Annotated in this window: 17 protein-coding genes; 16 read left to right on the forward strand and 1 reads right to left on the reverse strand. The window is 36.6% G+C overall.

Translation table 11 applies throughout. The annotated features are described in order from the left end of the window. Nucleotides 1-2: 2 nt before the first annotated feature. The 7 genes from BW929_RS07760 (at nucleotide 3) to hslO (ending at nucleotide 8116) form a co-directional block, all read left to right on the forward strand. Nucleotides 3-2213 carry an ATP-dependent helicase gene (locus BW929_RS07760; RefSeq protein ID WP_076544803.1) on the forward strand — a complete coding sequence of 737 codons (2211 nt, stop codon included), beginning with the start codon at nucleotides 3-5 and terminating at the stop codon, nucleotides 2211-2213. Next, nucleotides 2214-3011: a PD-(D/E)XK nuclease family protein gene (locus tag BW929_RS07765; protein WP_076544804.1), complete on the forward strand. Its 798-nt coding sequence runs from the start codon at nucleotides 2214-2216 to the stop codon at nucleotides 3009-3011. 94 nt (nucleotides 3012-3105) lie between these two features. Further along, nucleotides 3106-3684, forward strand: a complete 579-nt coding sequence (locus tag BW929_RS07770) for a hypothetical protein (protein ID WP_076544805.1) — start codon at nucleotides 3106-3108, stop codon at nucleotides 3682-3684. Nucleotides 3685-3697: 13 nt separating this feature from the next. Next, complete coding sequence (gene recJ / locus BW929_RS07775; protein ID WP_076544806.1) at nucleotides 3698-6004, forward strand: single-stranded-DNA-specific exonuclease RecJ; 2307 nt, start codon at nucleotides 3698-3700, stop codon at nucleotides 6002-6004. A gap of 61 nt (nucleotides 6005-6065) precedes the next feature. Continuing rightward, on the forward strand, nucleotides 6066-6764 hold the full coding sequence (locus BW929_RS07780; RefSeq protein WP_076544807.1) for a 2-phosphosulfolactate phosphatase: 699 nt from the start codon (nucleotides 6066-6068) through the stop codon (nucleotides 6762-6764). After that, a complete protein-coding gene (locus BW929_RS07785) occupies nucleotides 6765-7055 on the forward strand; it encodes a hypothetical protein (RefSeq protein WP_076544808.1) in 291 nt (96 codons plus the stop codon). Nucleotides 7056-7183: 128 nt separating this feature from the next. Beyond that, nucleotides 7184-8116 (forward strand): Hsp33 family molecular chaperone HslO, encoded by a 933-nt coding sequence (gene hslO, locus BW929_RS07790; RefSeq protein ID WP_076544809.1) that lies wholly within the window; start codon nucleotides 7184-7186, stop codon nucleotides 8114-8116. A 47-nt stretch (nucleotides 8117-8163) separates the two neighbouring features. Here hslO and hflX read toward each other — a convergent pair whose 3' ends face one another. Next, complete coding sequence (hflX, locus tag BW929_RS07795) at nucleotides 8164-9393, reverse strand: GTPase HflX (protein WP_076544810.1); 1230 nt, start codon at nucleotides 9391-9393, stop codon at nucleotides 8164-8166. Between the two features lie 432 nt (nucleotides 9394-9825). Between hflX and adhE the strand changes: the two genes are divergently transcribed. From adhE to ligA, 9 genes are all read left to right on the forward strand, one after another. After that, the gene (gene adhE / locus BW929_RS07800; RefSeq protein WP_076544811.1) at nucleotides 9826-12420 is read left to right on the forward strand and encodes a bifunctional acetaldehyde-CoA/alcohol dehydrogenase; all 2595 of its coding nucleotides are present in this window, start codon (nucleotides 9826-9828) and stop codon (nucleotides 12418-12420) included. Between the two features lie 167 nt (nucleotides 12421-12587). Further along, on the forward strand, nucleotides 12588-12836 hold the full coding sequence (locus BW929_RS07805) for a (2Fe-2S) ferredoxin domain-containing protein (protein ID WP_076544812.1): 249 nt from the start codon (nucleotides 12588-12590) through the stop codon (nucleotides 12834-12836). Then, the gene (locus BW929_RS07810) at nucleotides 12829-14556 is read left to right on the forward strand and encodes a [Fe-Fe] hydrogenase large subunit C-terminal domain-containing protein (protein ID WP_076544813.1); all 1728 of its coding nucleotides are present in this window, start codon (nucleotides 12829-12831) and stop codon (nucleotides 14554-14556) included. Before BW929_RS07805 ends, BW929_RS07810 begins: the two co-directional genes overlap by 8 nt. Next, on the forward strand, nucleotides 14556-15710 hold the full coding sequence (locus tag BW929_RS07815) for a SpoIIE family protein phosphatase (protein ID WP_076544814.1): 1155 nt from the start codon (nucleotides 14556-14558) through the stop codon (nucleotides 15708-15710). Before BW929_RS07810 ends, BW929_RS07815 begins: the two co-directional genes overlap by 1 nt. Nucleotides 15711-15729: 19 nt before the next feature. Continuing rightward, entirely contained in the window at nucleotides 15730-15969 is a 240-nt protein-coding gene (locus BW929_RS07820) for an NAD(P)H-dependent oxidoreductase subunit E (protein WP_076544815.1), read from the forward strand. Nucleotides 15970-15980: 11 nt separating this feature from the next. Then, nucleotides 15981-17402 (forward strand): monomeric [FeFe] hydrogenase, encoded by a 1422-nt coding sequence (locus BW929_RS07825; RefSeq protein ID WP_076544816.1) that lies wholly within the window; start codon nucleotides 15981-15983, stop codon nucleotides 17400-17402. Nucleotides 17403-17569: 167 nt separating this feature from the next. After that, entirely contained in the window at nucleotides 17570-18013 is a 444-nt protein-coding gene (locus BW929_RS07830) for a GIY-YIG nuclease family protein (protein ID WP_076544817.1), read from the forward strand. A 50-nt stretch (nucleotides 18014-18063) separates the two neighbouring features. Then, nucleotides 18064-20211, forward strand: coding sequence for a DNA helicase PcrA (gene pcrA / locus BW929_RS07835; protein WP_076544818.1), 2148 nt, complete (start codon nucleotides 18064-18066; stop codon nucleotides 20209-20211). Nucleotides 20212-20223: 12 nt separating this feature from the next. Continuing rightward, a complete protein-coding gene (ligA, locus tag BW929_RS07840) occupies nucleotides 20224-22239 on the forward strand; it encodes an NAD-dependent DNA ligase LigA (protein ID WP_076544819.1) in 2016 nt (671 codons plus the stop codon). The last annotated feature ends 43 nt before the right edge of the window (nucleotides 22240-22282 follow it).

Here is a 22282-nt window from a genome sequence, read left to right on the forward strand (position 1 = left end):
GAATGGAGTTTAAACCCAGACCAGGACAGAAAGAAGTACTAGAATATCGAGGTGGAGAGCTTGCTGTACCTGCAGTTCCAGGAGCAGGGAAGACAACAGTTCTTGCTCATCTGGCAGCAGAATTGATTGCCTCTGAGTTAAATAATAACCAAAAAATATTAATTGTAACTTATATGAATTCAGCAGTGGCAAATTTTCGCAGAAGAATTGGCGATTTTTTAGCCAGCAAAGGACTTCCCCGCAGCCGGGGTTATAGTGTTAAAACCCTGCATTCTCTGGCGCTGGGGATTATTAAAGAAAAGCCAGAAGCCAGGCTGATCAATCAAGAATTTGAATTAATTGAAGCCGGAAGGCGCTACCGCTGGATAAAAGATCTATGCCGCAAATGGGCCGGAGAAAATGGAGAGCTGCTGCAGCAGTTTTTTAATTTAGAAAAAAACAGCTATCAATTTGATAAATATTTAAAAAAATGGAAAGAAGATGATTTTCCAGCCTATGTTGCGTCTATGATTTCTTATTTCAAATTAAAGCTGCTGGAAGGTGACGAGCTTAAAAATATGGTTAAATATTCAAATCTTAAATCAGCCAATATTTTATATCCTGCAGCAGAGATATTTGCCGAATATGAATTTCGTATGGCTCAAGCTGGTTTATTAGATTTTGATGATCTTGTTCAGCAGAGTTTGAAATTACTGAAAGAAGATCCTGAGTTTACAGAACGAATTGCTTCTCAGTATGCATTTGTTTTTGAAGATGAAGCTCAGGATTCCAATCAGGCTCAGGAAGAGATGCTTTATCTGCTGGCTGGGGAAAACAATAATTTAGTAAGAGTTGGAGACAGCAATCAGGCGATTACAGGTACTTTTACTCTTTCAGATCCTGATATTTTTCGCAGCTACTGTAAAAGAGAAGATGTTGATGTAGAGACTATGGCGGTTTCCAGCCGAAGCAGTCAGGATATTATAGACCTGGCAAATTATCTGGTTGACTGGAGCCAAAAAGAATTTGCTGAAAGAGAAATTGAGCCTCTGGAAAAAAAATATATTCAGCCGACTGTTAAGGATGACCCGGCTCCCAACCCCGACCCCGAAGGTTATAGAATTGGAAGCAGAGCTTTTAAAGATTGGAAGACAGAAAAGAAATTTATTGCCAGACAGGCTCTGCGTAAGGCAGGGGAAAATAACAATAACACTACAGCTGTACTGATGCCGACCGGCTGGCAGCTGGAAGAAATAGCAGGAGAGATTAAGAAACTTGGAGGAGAATTTCAGCTCGCCGGGAGCAGTTCAAGTGATGCCTTTTTAACAGAACTGGAAGTTATTTTAAAGTTTTTAACTTCACCTGCTTCTGCAGATAATTTAAAGCTTGTTTTTGCTGAAGTTTTTGCTAAAGAAAAGCCAAAATTAAATCAGCTGCTGGAAGCTGCACTGGCAGAAAGAGAGAATCAGGAGTTGATATTCCCTCTCTCGGGTTTAAATCGTGATAATTTTGAGTCTGAATTTAGAAAAAGAGATAAATTTGATGACTTTTTTAAAGCCCTGACTCGAACTCAGGGATGGCTTGAGGCTTCAATGGATCTGCCGCCTGATGAACTTATTTTATTTCTGGCTGAAAGAATTGAATTGACCGGAAAAAAACTGGCGCTGGCCCAAAACCTGGCATTAGAATTTGGCAGACTTTTAAATGAAAATCCAGCCTGGAGGCTGGACCAATTAACAGCAGAGCTGCCTGAAATTAGAGATCGGCTGCGGCAGTTTGCTGAAACTTTAACTGAAATGGAAGGCTTTGAGGCCAAACCTGATCAGGTAACACTTTCCACCCTTCACAAAGCTAAGGGTATGGAGTGGGATACAGTTTTTATTGGTAGTTTAACTTCAAGCCATTTTCAGCATGATAATGATGATTATTTTATGGGTGAAAAGTTTTATTTGAATGAAGAAATAAAAAACCCCAAAGCTTCGGCAAGAGCAGAATTAGAATATATTTTAAATGAAAAAAAGGAAAGAAATGCTGATTATAAGGCCCGGCAGGAGTTAATTGCAGAAAGAGTGCGTTTGCTCTATGTTGGAATTACCCGGGCCCGGAAAAACTTGTTTTTGAGCACCCATCAAAAAAAGGGCAAATGGGATAAAGATCCTGCTTTTATGTTTATCTCTTTAGATAATTTTATCAAGGAGATAGTAAAGAAATATCAGGCAGAGGAGGCAGATTAGATGGGAGTAAACAGCTTAAAAGATTTATATTTTTCTCAATCGGCCCTCTCTATCTTTAATAACTGCCGTCGTCGTTTTCGCTACCGCTATCTGGATGGTCTTTACTGGCCGGCTGAATGGGGAATGAAAGAAGAGGTAAAAAATGATTTAAAACAGGGAAGACAGTTTCACCTGCTGGCAGAAAGATATTACAGTCAGAGCCTGGGGGAAACCGTACTTGATTCAGCTGATTTGCTGGCCGCCTGGTTCAATAGGTTAAAATCATTTTCGCCAGCAGAGAATGTAGTAGCTGCAGAGCAGGAACTTCGCTACAGGCAGGATAATTTAAAACTTCTGGCTAAATATGATCTATTAAAATATAATTCAGAAGCGAAAAAATTTATAATCTATGATTGGAAAACAGATAAAAAAAGCCTTTATCAAAAAGATGTTGAAAGCTCAATGCAGAGCCGTTTTTATTTATATCTTTTATATGAAGCTGGTTATGATTATTTTGCTGACGATTATAATCTCAAAGAAATGCCGGAACTTATTTACTGGAACCCCCGTTATCCAGATCAGCGGGTGAGAATCAATTATACTTCAGCGGATTTTGAGCAGGATAGAGAATATTTTAAGCAGCTGATCACTGAAATTTTAAATGAAAAAGATTTTCCCCTTACAGATGATTTAAATAAATGCAGATTTTGTGAGTACAGGCCAATCTGCAGAGATAAAAAAACGGAAGCCAGAGAAGTTATAGAAGATGATTTAGATTTGAATCTTGACTGGGAAGCGGTTGAAGAAATAGAATTTTAAGCGAAATTAGATTTAATTAGATTCCTGCATTAGATTTTAATAAATAAAACGAGGTGAGTTTCTGGAGAATAAATTAAAAATTTATTCTTAAATTATGTTTGAATACGAAGATGAGTATCAGCTCCGCTACATTTATCACACCAATCAACACAACAATGCATATCTGGTTGAACTTAATTTAGATAATTATGATGATCTGTTTAACAGCTGGGATGGCTCAGCTCTTGATCGAAAAGAGCTTGATCCAGAATTGAGTCATTTTTTAGAAAGAGCAAGCTATGAGCTGCCCTTAAAGGAAAAAGTGGAGCTCTGCTTTTATCTGCCAGAAGACAAACAGGACGAGGGAGTAGAGGCAGACTCCAGAGCGACAATAAAAAATAATTTTAGAATGAATTTATTTTTTATTGATCAGGATTTAAAAAATAATAACAAAAAAATTATGACCTATATTGTAATGGGCCTTTTATTTTTAATTACAGCCTATTTAATTCCAGAAAATAAAGACCTGTCACTTCTGATTTCCCTGCTGATGGAAGGACTATTTGTAGGAGGCTGGGTTTTTCTCTGGGAAGCCTTTTCAATATTCTTTTTCGGCAGCCGTGAATTAAAAGAAAAGAAAAAAAGATATTTGCGCTATCTAAATTCAGATATAGTATTTAAATATAGAGAGTGAGTGGATTTGAGCTATGCAGATTAAAAAAGCAGAAGTATTTGAACCAGCTGAGGAATTAGTTGAATATCTTGAAAATAAACAGCTTGCCCGACTGGCTCAGAAGCGGGGGCTGAATTCAAAGGCTGAGTTAATAGAATTTATAGAACCAGCTGCTTATTCCCAGCTTGAATTAAGAGACTTTCCTCAGATTATGGAAATTGCAGATTTTATTATAGAACATATTAAAGCAAATAATAAAATTTTAATTTATGGGGACTATGATGTTGATGGAATAACTTCTACTTCAATTCTAGTTGGAGCGCTAAGCCGCCTTTCTGATCAGATAAGCTATCACATCCCTGATCGTTTTAAAGAGGGTTATGGTCTCAATAAAGAAGTACTGGCTTCATACCAGGATCAAATTGATCTGGTTATCAGCTGTGATTGTGGTATCAGTAATTATGAGGAAGTGAAATTTGCCAGAGAACTCGGAATGGATTTTGTCGTCACTGATCATCATGATCTGCCTGATGAATTACCTCCAGCAGATTATGTAATTTCCCCCCGGCTGCTGCCTGAAGATCATCAGGGATACTGGCTGCCAGGAGCGGGGATGGCCTATTTTTTAATAAAAGCAATTTATGAGCGGCTTGAGATGAATGGAGCTGAGAAAGATTATTTGGATTTATTATTACTTGCCATTATAGCTGATGTAGTTCCCCTAAAAGGAGAAAATCGTTACTTATTTAAAACCGGTCTAAAAAGATTGAAAAATACAGATAGAATTGGGCTTAAGGCTCTTTACAATGAACTTGATATAAATCCTCTAACGATAAATGAAAAGACTCTGGGATTTCAGATTGGACCCTTGTTAAATTCAGCTGGTAGAATTGACAGTGCTGAAAAGGGATTAAAATTACTTCTGGCAGATGATAAAAAGCAGGCAGCCGGACTGGCCGCGGAATTATATCAAATTAACCAGCATCGAAAAGAAATAAGCCAGAAAATTTATCTGGAAGCAGAGAAGAAAATCGAAAGCGGCCAGCGGCAGGGAATTGTTGCTTATGATTCCAGCTGGCATCAGGGAGTTATTGGGATAGCAGCAGGAAGAATTACTGAGAACTATCAGGTACCGGCAGTTTTAATGACTTCAAATCAGCAGAGTGAATTGATAACCGGCTCTGCCCGCTCGATTGAAGGCGTAAATATTAATAATTTGATCGGGAAGTGTTCTGATCTTTTAGAAAAACACGGGGGTCATGCAGCAGCAGCGGGTTTCTCATTAAAGAAAGACAGATTGGAAAAATTCCGTTTAAGACTGCAGCGTCTGATTGATCAAAAATTAACAGAGATTGATTCTGAGCTAAAAATTGAGACAGATTTGAATCTGAAGCTGGAAGAAATAAATGATGATTTTTATCAGGGACTGCGACTTTTTGCTCCCTTTGGCGAAGCCAATCCAGAGCCTCTTTTTTATCTGGAAAGCAAAGTCTTAAGCAGTCGTGAAATATCGGCTGGTAAACATAAAAAACTTATTTTCGGTGATCAGGATAAAAAAATCACAGCACTCTGGTGGTGGGCGGGAGAACTGGAAAGCAACTTTTTGCAGCAGACTGCCTGCAGATTAACTGAGAATATTTATCAGGGTAATAAAAGCCTGCAGCTTGAAATAAAAGCACTTGCACCACTAAAAGATGTCGCTAAAAAAGTTAAAAAAGGAAAAAATGAAAAAAGACTGCTTAAAGTAATTGACTGGCGCCAGAAAAAAATTTCAGAACTTGAAGCTGGTGCAGAAAACACGGTTTACTTTGCTGAGGGTCTGCAGGAATATCAACTTTATCCCTTAATAAATCGAAATTATTTTAAAAAGGCTGATAAATTAGTTTTGCTCACCATTCCTCCTTCACTACCTGTCTTAAAAGAAATTATACTTTTAAGTAACTGTCAAAAATTAATTTTAGTTAAGAGCAGAGAAGAGAGTTTAGTTTTTAATAAATTCATCCAAAAATTACTTTCGCTGCTTAAATTCAGCCTGAAGCAGGAGAACGGAATTTTTAATCTGGAGCGGGCTGCACTGGCCCTTTCAGCAGAGGAGATAGCTGTTAAGAGAGCTTTAGAGTTTATTCGGGCTAAGGGAATAATTAGCTTTGAATATATCAGTTATCAGGAACTTTTAATTACAAAAGATGGTTCCAGAGATCAGGGAAAAGCTAATTTAAGCAGGCAAAATTTAAAGAAATTACTAAATGAAAGTTCAGCCTTTAGATCTTTTCTTAAAAATCAGGAAATAGAAAAAATTGAAGATCTTTTAAATAGGAGTCTGGCCTCAGCCAGATATTAAATTTCTCTGGTGTTTAAAAAAATATTAAGCCATAAAATTTGGAAGTTAGGGAAGTGGAAAGATGGAAATAAAAAAACTAAAATTTTTAGAGGGAGCTGCAGAAGCAGAAGGCTTAACAGTAATCATTGATGTTTTCAGAGCCTATACAACTGCCGCCTATCTTTTTGCAAATCAAGCAGAAAATATTTTTATAGTTAGTAAAATTAAGACAGCAAAACAATTAAAAAAGAAATTAAAAAATTCAGTATTGATTGGAGAGAGAAGGGGAATTAAAATTTCAGAATTTGACTTTAATAATTCTCCATACTTCATCTCCTGTCATAATTTTGCGGATAGAAATATAATTTTAAGTACCAGTGCCGGTACTAAAGGAATCATTGCAGCCCAAAATGCAGCTGAAATTATTACAGGTAGTTTTGTAAATATTACTGCGGTGGCTGATTATATTAAAAGCAAGGATCCTCAACTGGTCTCTCTGGTAGCAATGGGCAATAACGGAGTCACAGAGGCAGCTGAGGATAATCTTTATATCGATCAATTAACAAGAATTTTAGAAAACAAAAAAACTTTTTCTAAGGCTGAAATTAAAAAGAGATTAAGGAGTCCTGCCGGAGATAGATTTTTTGTAGAAGAGACTCAATCAGAAATGCCGGCTGAAGATTTTGAGTACTGTCTAAAAATAAATAAATTCAATTTTGTGATTAAAGCAGAGAAAGTAGATTCTGATATTTACCAACTAAAAAGAAAAGAGGGTGATTAAATGAAAAATTTTTTAATAAGCTTAGTAATTATTCTGGTTTTGTTAGTCGGTGCAGCGGTTACGAATCCTTCTCGGGAAGAATTTATCAACTGGGGTGTTGCAGAGATTCGTTCGCAGGCAGACAATGATATTGAAAGAATTTTTGGAGGTGCAGTTGCAGCACCAATGCTTGAGTTGCAGACCGAGGTTGATGATTATGTCTTTTTTAGTATTTTCACTCTACAGAAATCCGAGAGTGAAGTTAGGTATTTGGGGGTTTTTAATAATTTCTTTATACTTACTGAAAATTAAAATGAGAACTTTGTATAATTAAGTTAGAATAAAATAATTTGACATTAGAGCTGAATTTAATAAAATAATGTATGGATAATTAAAATTATAATTTGATTTGTAGCTAATCAATCTGGAGGAGATTATATATGGATGATTATTTAATTCGTGCAATAACAACCAATAAGGAAATAAGAGCTCTGGCAGTTAAATCTACTAATGTTGTGAGAGAAGCACAGGAGAGACACCAGACTACCCCTGTAGCAACTGCAGCTTTAGGTAGGGTTATTACTGGTGCCTTATTAACTGGCTCATTAGTTAAGTCTGGAGATGAAATTGTTCTAAAAATTGAAGGTACTGGACCTGCCGGTAAAATTGTAGCTGATGCCAATCAGGAGGGTGAAGTAAGAGGTTATATTGAAAATCCAAACTTAGATTTATATCAAACTGATACAGGTAAGCTTGATGTGGCAAAGGCTGTTGGGGCAGGAGAACTTTCTTTAACCAAAATTATGAGAATGAAAGAGCCTTATACAGGTAGTGTGCCGCTAGTTTCGGGAGAAATTGGGGAAGATTTAACTTATTATTTTACTGCCTCTGAACAGGTTCCATCAGCTGTAGGTCTGGGGGTTTTAGTAGACACAGATCTCAGTGTTAAAGCAGCTGGAGGATTTATTATCCAATTACTTCCTGATGCTTCTGAAGAGACTATTCAGATGCTGGAAGATAATCTGGCAAAGGTAAGTTCAGTCAGTAAATTAATTGAGGCTGGAATGACTCCGGAAGAATTATTAGAGGAACTGCTGGGAGATATGGATTATAGAATTATGGCCCGCAAAGATGTTAAGTTCAAATGCCGCTGCAGTAGAGAAAGAAGTTATGAATTAATAGCCGGACTTGGCAGAGAGGATATAGAAGAGACTCTGGCTGAAGAAGGAGAAATCGAAGTTCGCTGTCATTTCTGTAATAACACTTATACTTTTAATAAAGAAGAAGTGGAAGAACTGCTTGCTGAACTGGAAGCAAAAGAAAAAGGGATTCCCGAAGTTGATACTGATCAAATAGTTGTTGAAAATGATTAATCAGAATATAGAATAGAATAATTTTTAAAAAGTAAGCCGCAGAGAATTTAAGCTTCTCTGCGGTATTTTTTTAGTTTTGCAGCTGTAGTTTGAGGAAGCAGAGCTTTTAAATAAATATTATTTTTCTGGTATTTTTCTTCATATACCTTAGCTGTATTGTGAATCCTTTCTACCCAGGATGCTTCAGAATAGGGAAGATCCAGCTCTACTTCTACCATTTCTTCGCTGATAATTTTATTTAGTTTCTCAACAACAGAATTAGTATTAATTCTTTTTAAAGCTGAGATAAAAAGAGCATCTGGATAAATTATTTTTAAATCAGCAAGTCGTGATTCCTCAATTAAATCAATTTTGTTAAAGACCTTGATGATTTTACAGTCAACTTCAACCAACTCTTTGATTTCGTCATTAACCACCCTAATATTTCTTTCCAGATCAGAGTTTGAGGCATCAATTAAATGCAGAATAATATCAGCATTTTCTATTTCTTCCAGGGTAGTTCTAAAAGAAGCTACCAGCTGGTGGGGGAGCTTACTGATAAAGCCAACTGTGTCACTCAAAATAATATTCTGACCCACAGGTAACTCCAGCTGCCTCATAGTAGAATCAAGAGTTGCAAACAATTTGTCAGCAGTATAACTGTCTGCTCCAGCAAGTCTGTTCATTAAAGTTGATTTCCCAGCATTTGTGTAGCCAACCAGTGCTGCCACTGGGTCACGCCTGCTGCTGCGCTGAACTTCTCTGCTGGCTTTAATTTCTTTCAAATTTTCTTTTAAACGGTGGATTTTCTTTTCAATTCGACGGCGGTCAACCTCGAGTTTTGTTTCACCAGGACCACGAGTTCCAATTCCACCTGCAAGTCTTGACATTTCTACTCCTCGTCCCTGCAAGCGGGGAAGACGATATTCTAGCTGTGCCAGTTCAACCTGAATTTTGCTTTCACGGCTGTGAGCATGACGGGCAAAGATATCTAAGATTACCTGAGAGCGATCAATTACTTTTATTTCAATTTTATCTTCCAGATTACGTTGCTGAACAGGTGAAAGTTCATTATCAAATACAATTAAATTGGCTGCTGCAGTTTCAGCTGCTTCTCTAATTTCTCTAACCTTACCACTTCCTATATAATAGGCGGGATCAATTTTTCGGTCATGATAGGTCATTTTTAAAATGCTTTTTGCTCCTGCTGTTTCAACAAGAAGTTCCAGTTCATTCAACTCACTTTCATTTTGACCAACCAGAACAGCTTTTTCTTCCATTTGTTCTATTTGATACATCTCATTTTTTTCATTGATTGTAAATTTATTATTAATAATATCATCTCCTATTGTGTTATTCTAAATTATAGAAACTAGTCAAACTAAATAATTTGTACTTCATTTTATTCACTTTTGCTTATTATTATTATAACATTTTTTAAAATAAACTAAAATTTTTAGCTGCTATCTAAATAAAACTGAGAATTAATAGGATTTAGCATAGTAAATGATAGCTAATCGCTTTTAAAGATTAAATATAATGTGAAATTAAACACTTTTATATTTGATATAATAATTTTTGCGTGTTATTCTATAAATATCAGATAAGTTATAAAAATAAAAGGCTGATATAACAACCATTATAATTTCATAAGATAAAGAAAATATTTTTTTATTAAAATTTGTTATAATCTTCACAATAACTTTATAAGTCCAAAAGGAGGATAACTAATGAAGATTAAAAATGTTAGTACAGTAGAAGAATTTGATGAGATGATTGCTGAAGTAGAGACAGCTCAAGAAGAATACGCCGAGTATAGCCAGCAGGAAGTTGATGCAATATTTAGAAGAGCTTCAATTGCTGCTAACGATCAGCGGATTGAGCTAGCTAAGCTGGCTGTTAAAGATACTGGAATGGGAATTGTTGAAGACAAAGTAATTAAAAATCATTTTTCATCCGAATATATTTATAATAAGTATCGTGATCAAAAAACATGTGGGATTCTGGAAGAAGATACTGCATATGGTATTAAAAAAATTGCGGAGCCGATTGGAATTATCGCCGGTATTGTTCCGGTAACCAATCCAACTTCAACAACAATTTTTAAGTCCTTAATTTCTTTAAAGACTAGAAATGCTATTATATTTTCTCCCCATCCTAGTGCTAAAGAGTGTACAATTGAAGCGGCAAAAACTATTCTAAAAGCTGCAGTGGAAGCAGGAGCTCCCGAAAATATTATTGGCTGGATAGATGAGCCTTCAATCGAGTTATCTCAGCATTTAATGCAGCATCCCAAAGTCAGTATGATCCTGGCAACTGGTGGCCCAGGAATGGTTAAGGCAGCTTATTCTTCAGGGAAACCAGCAATTGGGGTTGGTGCAGGAAATACTCCAGCAGTTATTGATGAGACAGCTCATCTAAAAATGGCTGTTAGTTCAATATTAATGAGTAAAACTTTTGACAACGGAGTTATCTGTGCTTCTGAACAGTCAGTAACTGTGGTTGATGAAGTTTATGATAAAGTAAAAAAGGAATTTGAAGATCGTGGAGCTTATATTTTAAGTGAAGCTGAAAGAGAAAAAGTATCCGAAATTCTGCTTATTGACGGCCATATTAATGCTAAAATTGTAGGGCAGAGTGCTCATAATATCGCAGCAATGGCAGGAGTTAATGTACCTCAGGATGCAAAAGTATTAATTGCAGAAGTAGAAGAGGTTGGTAAAGAAGAGCCTTTTTCTTATGAGAAATTATCACCAACTCTTGCTTTATATAAAGCAGCTGAGTTTAAAGACGCAGTGGCTAATGCAGTTGAATTAGTTAAATTTGGTGGAATTGGTCATACCTCCGTTTTATATACTGACAGTATAAATGATGAGCGTAAAGATTATTTCAGTCATCAGATGAAAACAGGTAGAATTTTAGTTAATATGCCTTCATCACAGGGAGCAATTGGTGACATTTATAACTTTAAGCTCGAGCCATCATTAACTTTAGGTTGTGGGTCATGGGGTGGAAATTCAGTCAGTGAAAATGTGGGGGTTAAACATCTAATGAATATAAAAACGACTGCAGAAAGAAAAGAAAATATGCTCTGGTTTAAAGTTCCCGAAAATATTTATTTTAAATATGGAGCGCTACCTTCTGCTCTGGCAGAATTGAAAGACAAAAAGCGAGCCTTTATTATGACAGATAAGCCGCTTGCCAAAATGGGCTATACTGATCGAGTTACAGATGAACTGGATAAGCATGGTGTTGATTATAGAGTGTTTGCCGATGTTGAGCCAGATCCAGAAATTTCTATGGTCCGGAAAGCTGTAAAACAGATGCAGAGTTTTAAACCTGATTTAATCATTGCTCTTGGTGGGGGCTCACCAATGGATGCCGCAAAAATTGCCTGGCTGTTATATGAACATCCAGAGGCAGAGTTTAAGGAACTCTCAATGACCTTTATGGATATCAGAAAGAGAATTTATAAATTTCCTGAATTAGGAAACAAAGCTGAACTGGTTGCGATTCCGACTACTTCCGGTACAGGTTCAGAAGTTACTCCTTTTGCAGTAGTAACAGATGACAGTACAGGAATAAAATATCCGATTGCTGATTATGAGTTAACACCAAATATGGCAATTGTTGATCCTGATCTGGTGCTATCAATGCCTAAAACTCTGACAGCACATTCCGGGATAGATGCTTTAGTTCATGCAATTGAAGCCTATGTATCAGTTTTATCAAGTGAATATACCAGAGGCTTATCTTTAGAAGCCATAAGATTAATCTTTAAATATTTACCCGAGTCTTATCAGGGAGGAGCAGATGCCAGAAAAGCAAAAGAAAAGATTCATTATGCAGCTACAACTGCTGGTATGGCTTTTGCCAATGCCTTTTTAGGAATCTGTCACTCAATGGCTCATAAGCTGGGATCGGCTTTTCATTTATCACATGGATTGGCAAATGCTTTACTAATTAACAATGTCATCAAATATAATTCCAGTGATAAACCAGTTAAACAGACAGCTTTTCCACAGTATAAATATCCAAGAGCTAAAATTAGATATGCAAAAATAGCAGATCACCTTGGTCTGGGAGGAAGAACTCCAGAGGAAAAGGTAGATCTTTTAATAGATGCAATTAATGAACTGAAAACAGAATTGGATATTCCTGCAACAATTCAGGAAGCAGGAGTAACAGAAGAACAGTTTAATAAAAAAGTTGATGCGATCTCCGAATTAGCTTTTGATGATCAGTGTACAGCAGCAAATCCACGCTATCCGCTGATTTCAGAAATCAAAGAGCTATATCAAAAATCATTTAAAGGAGATTTATAATAAATTTGCCCAAATGTAAAATATACTCTAGCAAAAAGATGCTCTCCCCAGAGCATCTTTTTGTGATTCAAAATATCGTATATAATAGATACTTTGTTGATTTTCGCAAAATTAAAAGTTAAAAACAGTAAGATTTAAATTACTTAAAACTTAGAGGAGGACATACAATGAACGAAATAATTATATGTGTTGGCAGCAGCTGTCATTTAAAGGGGTCAGAGAAGATAATAGAAATTTTTAAGAAAGAAATTGAAAAAAATCAGCTTCAAGAAATAAAAATTTCTGGCAGTTTCTGTCAGGGGAACTGTACGGCAGGCGTTAATATAGAAATAGATGGCCAGAAGATAGCTGCAGTCACTGAAGAAAATGCCAGAGGAATCTTCAAAAAATATTTGCTGGATGATCAAAATGAATGAGACCTTGATTGTCAGGCCGGCCAGCTGTAAGGACTGTCATAAGTGTCTCCGGGAATGTCCGGTAGCAGCAATTGGATTTAAAGATAATCAGGCTTTTATTATTGAAGAAAAATGTATTTACTGTGGCAACTGTATTAAAACCTGTCCTCAGGGAGCAAAAAGTGCGCTTTTTGAAGAAAAGAAATTAGAAGCATATTTGGAATCAGACAGCTATTTAATTGCCTCAATCGCACCATCGTTTGTGGCTGCTTTCTCTGAGCTTAAACCAGGACAGTTAGTTAAAGCACTAAAATTAATTGGTTTTGATTATATAGCTGAAACTGCAGAGGCTGCTGCCAGAGTTGTACAGCAGTTTAAAGAGGAGAGAAAAGAGATGGATAAAACTCTGATGACTTCCTGCTGCCCGGCGGTAGTAAATTTAATTGAAAAACACTATCCAGAATTACTGCCCCAACTAGCTTCCGTCCTCTCCCCAATGATGCTGCAGACAGCAGAATTAAAAAATAAATTTGAAAAGGCAAGAGTAGTTTTTATTGGTCCCTGTCTGGCCAAAATTGAAGAAAGTAAAAATGAAAAAAGAAGAAATTATAGACCTGATATTGTAATAACCTTTGAACATCTCAGGCTTTTTTTAGAGAAGAAGGGAATTAAAATTTCTGAACTTAACGAGGTAGAGGTGGATCTTCCAGCCTCTCAGTTGACTGCAGATTATGCTCTTTCTGGTGGTGCTGTTAAAGCAGCAGATTTACTTCGAGCTGATCCCGGTTGTGGAAATAAAGCACTGCATTTAAGTGGTCTTGATAATATAATAAATTTTCTGGAAGATTTAAAAAGAGATAAGGCTAAGATTAAGGTAGAGCTGGTCGAACTGCTTGCCTGCTCAGGGGGGTGTATTAATGGTCCAGCAATCAATAATGATTTAAGTATTCCTTTAAAAGAGTTAGAAGTTCATAATTATTTAACAGCTAATAAAAAAAATAAAATTAAAAGCTATCTTCCTATAAATAAAGAGGTATCAATTAAAAGAGAACATCAGAATAAAAAAATGCAGCTGCCTGAAGTACCGGAGTCAGCAATTAGAAAAATATTGGCTTCGATTGCTAAAGAAAAGAAAGAGGACGAAAAAGACTGTGGTGGCTGTGGTTATTCGAGTTGTCGCGAAAAAGCAGCTGCAGTATATCATGGATTTGCGGAAAAGAAAATGTGTATTCCCTACATGAAATCAAGAGCTGAGTCTCTATCTCAAATTATAGTTGAGTCATCACATAATGCGATAGTTGTAGTCAACGATCAGATGGAAATTCAGAAATTTAATCCTGTGGCCCGAGAACTATTTACTCAGACGAATAGAGATTTGAAGGGGATAAAACTGGATAAATTTATTAACAGCAGTAGTTTTCAAAAAGCCTGGAATCTTAATCAGCGGCTTATTCACCAAAAATGCTCCTATAAAAAGGGAGGTATTATCGTCGATCAGACTATTTTCGCGCTTAAAGAACATAAAGTTATAGTTGGAATTTTAACTGATATCAGCCAGCAGGAAAAACAGCGGCTTGAGCTTCAGAAAATGAAAAAAGTAGCTGTTGAAAAAACAAATGATGTTGTTAATAAACAGATGCAGACTGTGCAGGAAATAGCAGGTCTTTTAGGAGAAACAACTGTAGAAACAAAGGCTGCTTTAACAGAGCTTGCAGATCTGCTGCAGGCAGGTGATGAATAATGGGACTGGTTTTTGAAGAATTTTATAGATCGATTCCTAAAGCTGGAGAGGAAGTCTGTGGTGATAGCGTAGAGATTATTAAAAAAGGAAATAAAACTATTGTCGTTTTATCTGATGGTCTGGGAAGTGGTATTAAAGCCAATATTCTTTCCACCTTAACCGCAAAAATTGCTTCCGGGCTGCTGGAAAAAGAACTACCTTTAAAAGAAATTCTTTCGACCATTCTGGCTACACTTCCTGTTTGTGAAGTTAGAGGAATTGCTTATGCTACCCTGGTTTTTTTAATAATTGATCAAAATCAGCAGCTGCGGCTGATAGAAATTGATAGTCCTTCAGCTTTTTTATTTAGAAACAAACAGGTGCAAAAATTAGATTATAGAGAGTTTGAATTAGAAGGCAAAAAAATTAGAGAGGCCAATTTTAAATTTCAGCGTCAGGATCAGCTGTTTTTAGTTAGTGATGGAGTTACTCATGCCGGGATAGGGGGACTTCTAAATTTCGGTCTGGGCTGGGAGGGAGTCGCCTGTGAAATTGAAAGAGTAGTTAAAAGAAGTCAGACAGATTTAAAAAATAATATTAATAAACTAGTTAAAGTTTTTAATACTTTTTATGGGGATCAGGCTGGTGATGACTTTACAATTATTGGTATGAAATATCGTAGGAAAAGAAAATTAAATATCTGGAGTGGTCCTCCTTTGAAAAAAGAAAATGACAGTCTTCTGGCCAGGAAAATTTCTGAAGCCGAAGGTAAAAAGATTATTAGTGGGGGAACTACAGCTCAAATTGCAGCTCGCGAATTGAACAGAGATCTGGAGGTTGGATTTAAATATTATGATCGAGATATTCCTCCAATCAGTAAAATGGATGGAATTGAACTTTTAACTGAGGGATTATTAACTTTAAACCGGGTTCTTTCAATGCTAAAAAAATATAAACCTGGTCAGATTCCAGTTGAAGGTAAGGATGGAGCTTCTCGTTTTACCCGTCTGCTTTTGGAAAGTGATAGTGTTAAATTTCTGGTAGGCCGAGCTGTTAATGAATCTCATCAGAGTCTTAATCTGCCAATTAATCTTGGAATCAGAAGTCAGATAATTAGTCAGATTGCTGAGCAGCTGAGGCGGATAAAAAAGAAGGTCGAAATTGAATGGTTTTAAGTCAGAGGAGGTGGAATAGATGTCCAAAAACATTTTGAAAATATGTATAGGAACTCCCTGTCATTTGATGGGAGCTGCGAATTTGCTTGAATCAGTAGAAAAATTTGATTGTAAGCTGCGGCAAAAAATAGAGTTAAAAACAAGTCACTGTATTGATAACTGTTGTGATCAGGCTCCAGTTGCTGAATTTAATGGTAAAGTTTATCAGAATTTAAATCCGGAAAAACTATATAAGATTATAAGAGAGAATATAAAATAGGAGCTGTTAAAATGAGTAATAATGCAATTTCTGAGATTGTTAAGTTAAAAAGAAAACTGTATGTTGAGCTTCTCAAGCTTGTTAAATCTGGAGATCTGACAGCAGAAATTTCGAATTTATCTAAAAAAATGATAACAAAAGATACAGCTCGCTACAGATGCTGTGAATTTAAAGAAAGAGCTATTTTTGAGGAGCGAATTAAAGCAGTACTGGGTTTTAATATTGCAGAAAACAGCAAAAAAAGTTTGGAGGAACTGGCAGCTTCATTGCCACGCTGGCAGAAGAAAAAAAGGATAGTTGAAGTAATTGGTAAAGCATGTGACAGTTGTCCAATTGATAAATATCTAGTTACCGATGCCTGCAGAAATTGTGTAGCCCATAAATGTGTTAATAGCTGTCCGGTAAAGGCAATAGTAGTTATTCAGAATAAAGCTTATATTGATCAGGATAAATGTGTGGAGTGTGGCAAATGTGCTCAGGCCTGTTCTTATAATGCTATCTTAGAAAATGAACGCCCCTGCAGCAGAGCCTGTGAGCTTGATGCCATCAGTTCTGATTCCAATCGTCAGGCTAAAATTGATCAAAAAAAGTGTGTAAGCTGCGGCAGCTGTATAGCAGCCTGCCCTTTTGGAGCGATAACAGCGATTAGTGATCTGATTGAAGTTGCCCTAAATTTGTTTGCTGAAAAAAATAACTTGGCTGTGATGCTTGCGCCTTCATTTTTAGGCCAATTTGGACATCAGCAGAGTGCAGCAAAGGTAAATTATGCTCTGAAAAAAGTTGGTTTTAGGCTGGTGAGAGAAGTTGCTGCTGGAGCTGAAATAACTGCAGCAGCTGAAGCTGAAGAACTGGAAGAAAAAATTGAATTTAATAAGACATTACTTTCTTCCTGCTGTCCGGCCTTTAAAAAAATGGTAGAAAATGAATTTGAAGAACTTTCAGCTCTAATTTCTAAGACAGACTCTCCGATGTCAGTAACCGCGGCAGAAATTAAGAGTAAAACTCCTGAGCTGAAGACTGTTTTTGTGGGACCATGTACTGCCAAAAAGGCAGAGGCACTAAAGGATAAAAATGTTGATTATGTTTTGAATTTTGCAGAGATGCTCGCCTTATTTACAGCCAGCAATATTAATTTAGCTCAAATAAATGAGGAAGAAGAACTAAATGATGCCGGACAATTAGGCAGACAGTTTGCCTATGCTGGGGGTCTACAGCAATCTTTAAAGGAACTGACAGCATCTGATTTTAAATGCCGGCAGCTAGATGGATTAGGAAGACTAAAAAAGGAACTTTATTTAATCAGGGCAAATAAACATGATTATAATTTTCTGGAAGGGATGGCCTGTAGTGGTGGGTGTGTTGGGGGTCCATTTTCGATGATTAATCAAAATTTAGCTAAAAAATTAGTAAAAGAATTTGCAGAATCCTTTTAGTTCTTGATTTTTGGTTTAAATAATAATTGCTAAATTCCAGCTTAAAAATTGATAAAAACTTATAAATGTATTATAATTGAAATGCCGGGATACCGGCATTTTTTCTGTTCAATATGCAGGAAATAAGTGATTTTAACTTAAATAGAAAAGTTAGTGGAGTGATTGTAATGAGTGAATCCCCTGCTGGTGGAGTATATATTTTAAAAATAAAAGTTGAATATCAAAAGAAGATTAGGATTGGTGCCCTGGGTAAGAAAGACTTTACTCCTGGTTATTATTTTTATGCGGGTACAGCTCAGCGGAACCTTGAAGCAAGAATTAAACGTCATTACAGCAGTGATAAAAAATTCCACTGGCATATAGACTACTTTTTAGCAGAAGTAAAGCTGGAAAAAGATTTTGTTTTTGAGCTCCCAGCTGAAGGAGAATGTTTTCTGGCCCAAACTTTAATCAATAATGGTGGTAGAACACCAGTAGAAGGTTTTGGGGCCAGTGACTGCAGCTGTGGCAGTCATTTAATTTATTTTTCTCTGACTGAAGGTAGAGAGATTATGGAGCAGCTAAGTTCAGAAAAGGATTTGGAAGCAGAATTTTATGCGGCTAAGGGTTAAAATAATAACATTTAAAAAAATAATAAGTTTTAAAATAAGGAAGTGATTTGGTGGAAGCAAGTGAAGTACTGAAAAATTTAAATCAGGCTCAAAAAGATGCTGTTAAACACCATAAAGGTCCAGAGCTGGTGCTGGCTGGTGCTGGTAGTGGAAAAACTAGAGTTCTGACCAGAAGAATAGGTTATTTAATCAACCATTATGGAGTTTCTCCCTATAATATTCTTGCTGTAACCTTTACCAATAAAGCAGCAAATGAAATGAAAGAAAGAGTAAAGGATATGGTGGGAGGAGTAAACAGCAGCCTCTGGGTTAGTACTTTTCACTCTTTTTGTGTTCGGATTTTACGCCGCGAGGCGGAAAAGCTTGGTTATAATAAAAATTTTGTTATTTTTGACAGTCTCGATCAGCGAAAACTGGTAAAAGAAGTTTTAAAATCAAAAAATCTAGATCCCAAAAAAACTAAACCGAGATCTGTTTTAAGTAAAATTTCAAATGCAAAAAATGAACTAAAAACTCCGGAAGAGATGCGAGCAGTTTCTGGCAGTTTTTTTGATCAGACTGCAGCTGATATTTATGCAGAATATCAAAAACGTCTTAAAGAAAATAATGCTATGGACTTTGATGACCTGATTCAGCAAACTGTAAGGCTTTTTGAAGAATATCCACTTGTTCTGGAACACTATCAGGAACGTTTTAAATATATTCTGGTAGATGAGTATCAGGATGTCAATCATGCTCAGTACCAGTTGGTAAATTTGCTGGCAGAGAAATACCGAAATGTATGCGTAGTTGGTGATCCAGATCAGGGAATCTATGGTTTTAGAGGAGCTGACATCCGCAATATTTTAAATTTCGAAGATGATTATCCGGATGTTAAAACTATTCGCCTGGAGCAGAATTATCGCTCTAAAGGGAATATTTTAAAAGCTGCTCAGGCAGTAATTAAAAATAATGCCTCCCGCAAAGAAAAAGAACTGTGGACAGATCAAGGGGAAGGTCCTAAACTGGAACTTTATGAAGCTAAAGATGAAAAAGAAGAGGCTGATTTTGTCTGTCGAACTGCAAAAAAACTGACTGAAAAGGAAGATTTAACCTTTGATGATCTGGCTGTTTTATACAGAACAAATTCTCAGTCAAGAGCTTTTGAGGATATGCTGATGAAATATGGTATTCCCTATCAGATAGTCGGGGGAGTTCGTTTTTATGAACGAATGGAGATTAAAGATATTATGGCTTATCTGCGTCTTATTTACAATCCGGCTGATGATATCAGTTTTTTAAGGATTATTAACCGTCCTAAAAGAGGAATTGGAGCCGGGACTCTGGGTAAGATCCAGGATTTTGCTGAAGCAGAAGGTCTTAACTTATATCAGGCTGCTTTAAAGTCTAAAGAAAACCCTGCTTTAAGTGGAACCTATGCTAAAAGAGTGCTTCATTTTACAGAAATTATAGAAGAATTAAGAGCTGAACAGGATGAGATTGCCCTGGCCAGATTGACTGAAAAACTTTTAGATAAAAGTGGTTACCGTCACAATTTAGAAGAAGAAAAAACAGCTGAAGCAGAGAGTAGATTGGAAAATATAGAAGAATTATTTTCTGTTATCAATGAGTATATGAAAAATAGTGACAACAATACTCTGGCTGGATTTTTAGAGGAAGTTACTCTAATGTCAGATATTGATTCTATGGAAGAGAATCAGAGTTCTTTAACTTTGATGACCATTCATTCTGCTAAAGGATTGGAGTTTCCAGTTGTCTTTTTAGTCGGTATGGAAGAAGGAATTTTTCCTCACTCTAATTCAATGTTTGAACAAAAAGGAATGGAAGAAGAAAGGCGTCTCTGCTATGTTGGGATGACCAGAGCAGAAGAAAGATTATATTTAAGCAGAGCACAGGTCAGACTTCGTTTTGGGGAAAGAAAAATAAATCCTCCTTCTCAATTTATCGAAGAGATACCTTCTGAACTGCTTTCAGGGGCAGCTGATACCCGTTCTGAAATGGCAAAAGAGGAAGAACTTATTCATAGTGATAATTCTGGTACTGATTATGCTATTGGTCAAAAAATTGTCCATCCTCGCTGGGGAATTGGAACTATTCTTTCTATTCGGGGAGAAAAAAATCCAGAATTAAAAATTGCTTTTGCCGAAGGTAAGACCAGAAATTTACTGGCAGAATATGCTCCAATACAGAAAGTTTAGGTAGGTGTAAAGATGACAAATTTAACAAAAGAAAAGGCAGAAAAGAAAGTAAAAGCTTTAAGAAAAAAAATAAGAGAACATGAATATAAATATTTTGTACTTGATGATCCTTCAATTTCTGATGCTGAGTTTGATCAGTTGATGCAGAAATTAATTAAACTTGAAGAAGAGTTTCCCGAACTTGTAACTGAAGATTCCCCCACTCAGCGAGTCGGAGGAGAGGTTCTGGATGAATTTGAAAAAGTTGAGCATTCTGCAGCTATGCTGAGTCTGGATAATGCATTTGATGCTGGAGATTTAAGAGATTTTGATCAGCGGGTCAGGAAAAATCTTAGTGGTGAAGATTATCAGTATGTAGTAGAGCACAAAATTGATGGTCTTTCGGCAGTGATGAGATATAGAGATGGGAGTTTTGAGTTGGGTGCAACCCGGGGGAATGGAGAAGTTGGTGAGGATATTACTCAAAATATGAAAACTATCCGCTCACTTCCCTTAAAAATTGAAGAGCAAGCAGAGATGGAGCTCAGAGGAGAAATTTATCTGGCAAAAAGTGAATTCCAGCGTTTAAATGAGGAAAGGTTGGAAAATGAAGAAGCTCCCTTTGCCAATCCCCGTAATGCCGCTGCAGGTTCAGTTAGACAGCTGGACAGTAAAATTGCTGCTCAGCGCAGTTTATCTATTTTGATTTATGATCTTATTTCCCATTCAACCAGAGAATTTGAGACCCATCTTGAAGTGTTTTCTTACTTAAAAGAGCTGGGTTTTAAGGTCAACTGGCATCAAGCAGCTGCAGATATTGAGGCGGTTATTGAAATCTGTGAACACTGGCAGGAAGAAAGGGAAAGTCTGGATTTTGAGATTGATGGACTGGTAATCAAAATTAATAATCTTTCACTGAGAGAAAAATTAGGTTCAACAGCAAGGTCACCTCGCTGGGCAATTGCCTATAAATTCCCGGCTCAGCAGAAGACAACTCAAATTAAAGATATAGAAATTTCACTCGGGAGGACAGGGGCACTAACCCCCACAGCTATTCTGGAGCCAGTGGAGTTGGCTGGCTCAACAGTGAGTAGAGCGACTCTGCATAATGAAGATGAAATAAAAAGAAAAGATATCCGGATTGGTGATACTGTTCTGGTTCAGAAAGCAGGAGATATAATTCCCGAAGTTGTAAAAGTAATAAAAGAAGAACGCGATGGTTCAGAAAAAGAATTTAAAATGCCAGATCAGTGTCCGGTCTGTGGTGGTGAGGTAATTAGGCCTGAGGGTGAAGCTGTTACCCGCTGTACTAATATCAGCTGCCCCGCCCAGCGCAAGGAGAGTATACTTCATTTTGTTTCCAGAGATGCGATGAATATAGATGGGGTTGGTCCTGCATTAATTGAACAGCTTTTGGAAAACAATCTGATAGAAGATTATGCTGATCTTTACTTTTTAAAGCAGTCACATCTTAAGGACCTGGATAGAATGGGCGAAAAATCTTCTCAAAATGTGATAGAGGCAGTTGAAGCCAGTAAAGACAGAGAATTCTTTCGGGTTCTCTATGCACTGGGAATCAGACATGTTGGAATTGGTGCTGCCAGAATTTTAGCAGCAAACTTTAATTCTATAGAAGAGCTGCAGCAGGCTTCAGCAGAAGAATTAGAAGCAATTGATGAAATTGGCCCGGTGATTGCCGAGAGTATTTTTGGGTTTTTTAAGGAAAGACACAATAGAGATCTTTTGAGCAGATTAAAGCAGGCCGGGATCAGGCTGCAGAAAAAAGAATCAGAAAGCACAAAATTTCTTGAGGGCTTAAAATTTGTGTTTACAGGTTCCTTAAACAATTACAGCCGTTCTGAGGTTAAAGATTTAGTTGAAAAAGCTGGCGGCAGGGCAGTTTCTTCAGTTAGCTCTAAAACAGATTATCTGGTAACTGGAGATAATCCTGGTTCTAAATATGATAAAGCCAGGGAGCTCGGGATCGAAATCTTGACTGAAGAAGAGTTTAAGGAATTAATTGAGGAGAAAAATTCTTCTGAGAATTAAGTGTTATTATTTGCTAATCATTTAAGATTAGAATTTTAAATAG

Origin of the sequence: Halanaerobium kushneri (assembly GCF_900156285.1) — a bacterium.
In the GTDB taxonomy this organism is placed as follows: domain Bacteria; phylum Bacillota; class Halanaerobiia; order Halanaerobiales; family Halanaerobiaceae; genus Halanaerobium; species Halanaerobium kushneri.

Excerpts from the sequence above, each read along its gene's own strand:
- BW929_RS07770 (WP_076544805.1), top strand. The coding sequence starts at position 3,106 with ATGTTTGAATACGAAGATGAGTATCAGCTCCGCTACATTTATCACACC.
- BW929_RS07805 (WP_076544812.1), top strand. The coding sequence starts at position 12,588 with ATGAACGAAATAATTATATGTGTTGGCAGCAGCTGTCATTTAAAGGGG.
- BW929_RS07760 (WP_076544803.1), top strand. The coding sequence starts at position 3 with ATGGAGTTTAAACCCAGACCAGGACAGAAAGAAGTACTAGAATATCGA.
- BW929_RS07765 (WP_076544804.1), top strand. The coding sequence starts at position 2,214 with ATGGGAGTAAACAGCTTAAAAGATTTATATTTTTCTCAATCGGCCCTC.
- BW929_RS07825 (WP_076544816.1), top strand. The coding sequence starts at position 15,981 with ATGAGTAATAATGCAATTTCTGAGATTGTTAAGTTAAAAAGAAAACTG.
- recJ (WP_076544806.1), top strand. The coding sequence starts at position 3,698 with ATGCAGATTAAAAAAGCAGAAGTATTTGAACCAGCTGAGGAATTAGTT.
- BW929_RS07820 (WP_076544815.1), top strand. The coding sequence starts at position 15,730 with ATGTCCAAAAACATTTTGAAAATATGTATAGGAACTCCCTGTCATTTG.
- ligA (WP_076544819.1), top strand. The coding sequence starts at position 20,224 with ATGACAAATTTAACAAAAGAAAAGGCAGAAAAGAAAGTAAAAGCTTTA.
- BW929_RS07830 (WP_076544817.1), top strand. The coding sequence starts at position 17,570 with ATGAGTGAATCCCCTGCTGGTGGAGTATATATTTTAAAAATAAAAGTT.
- BW929_RS07810 (WP_076544813.1), top strand. The coding sequence starts at position 12,829 with ATGAATGAGACCTTGATTGTCAGGCCGGCCAGCTGTAAGGACTGTCAT.
- BW929_RS07815 (WP_076544814.1), top strand. The coding sequence starts at position 14,556 with ATGGGACTGGTTTTTGAAGAATTTTATAGATCGATTCCTAAAGCTGGA.
- adhE (WP_076544811.1), top strand. The coding sequence starts at position 9,826 with ATGAAGATTAAAAATGTTAGTACAGTAGAAGAATTTGATGAGATGATT.
- BW929_RS07780 (WP_076544807.1), top strand. The coding sequence starts at position 6,066 with ATGGAAATAAAAAAACTAAAATTTTTAGAGGGAGCTGCAGAAGCAGAA.
- hslO (WP_076544809.1), top strand. The coding sequence starts at position 7,184 with ATGGATGATTATTTAATTCGTGCAATAACAACCAATAAGGAAATAAGA.
- hflX (WP_076544810.1), bottom strand. The coding sequence starts at position 9,393 with ATGTATCAAATAGAACAAATGGAAGAAAAAGCTGTTCTGGTTGGTCAA.
- BW929_RS07785 (WP_076544808.1), top strand. The coding sequence starts at position 6,765 with ATGAAAAATTTTTTAATAAGCTTAGTAATTATTCTGGTTTTGTTAGTC.